Raw genomic sequence first — 1,195 nt, 5'->3', positions numbered from 1 at the left:
GTATCCGCTCAATAAATCGGGGTAACAGCAAAAAAAGAAGGTTCACAATCTAGGCACAGCATGGTAGAATATGACGTATTATTAATCATAAAATCAAGGATGTCATAATTTTTTTGAGCCACTAAAGTCACAATTAACCGTGGGTTTATACGACACTTACTAAAGGAATCAAGGGCCAATAATTCAGAGCCTTTATATTTTTTTGAATTTCTTCAATCAGACCAGGACACACCCAAAGAATAAACCGAAGATTGTTGACGAATAATCATCCCCAAAGATGGAATATTTCCCAGGTGAGAAATACGGTCGTTCATATATTCAAAAAAGCTAATTCCTAATTTGTGGGTAGTCGCGACCAGAGACATGAAAATATCCATCGCCTTAGTTCCTTCACAAGTTTGGGTTGCATAACTAATATTTCGTCGCTGCACGATTGTTCGAGCAGCTAATTCGGCCGGGTTATTATGTAAAGGTAATTCCGGATGCTCCAAAACTAAAAGCAACTCAGATATTTTACTCAAAGTTAATTTTTTGCGTTCATCTAATTGTTCATAACCAGTTTGAATGCCGAAAATTTCCCAAAATTTTGATTTAAGCCTGAGCTTCTCTAACCCAGATGGAGAGTTTTTGTAAGCTAATAATTCTCGGTAGTAATCCCAAAAATCATCAATAAACTTGTCTAAACTTTTTTGATGACAAGTAACAAATGGACTTAACTTTTTATAATGTCTTGCTTCATGCACCCAACATAAAGATAAATCATCTGTGAGTAATTTAAACTGGGGTGCATCATCAGTGACCAGAGTTTTTACGAAAGGAATCTGGGATTGCTGATGATAAAAAGCAATCGCTGCTGCCTCAAAAATTCTGGTACGATGTTGAGAACCCACAGAACCCAGATTCTGATTCAGCAAGGAGTTAAACTCATCACCCTTCAACGGAATTTCTTGAGGCAATTCTTTAATTTGATGGCTCCACTTCTGGGGTACATTCAACATCTCTAATAGCTTGTAAGTAAGTGGAGATAGAATAAACTCAAGTTCTGGGTTGTTCTGTAATACTCCAAGTACGCTTAATCGGTCTTTTCTTAAAGTTGTAGAATAAACTGTATATAAGGGGTTGCAAATTATATTTGTAGTGTGATTTACTCCTTTAACACGCGCACTTGTTTGGTCTAAGTGTTGCCAAGGGCTAC

Annotated in this window: 1 pseudogene; it reads right to left on the bottom strand. The window is 36.8% G+C overall.

Annotated features, from left to right (window positions below):
• Positions 1-212: 212 nt before the first annotated feature.
• A pseudogene (locus QUB61_RS39550) lies at positions 213-1,195 on the bottom strand (hypothetical protein); the annotation flags it as partial.

The organism is Microcoleus sp. C2D2, assembly GCF_036702495.1.
Lineage (GTDB): Bacteria > Cyanobacteriota > Cyanobacteriia > Cyanobacteriales > Microcoleaceae > Microcoleus.
The sequence above is the reverse complement of the archived record's forward strand: the minus strand, read 5'-3'. Positions and strand labels throughout refer to the sequence as shown.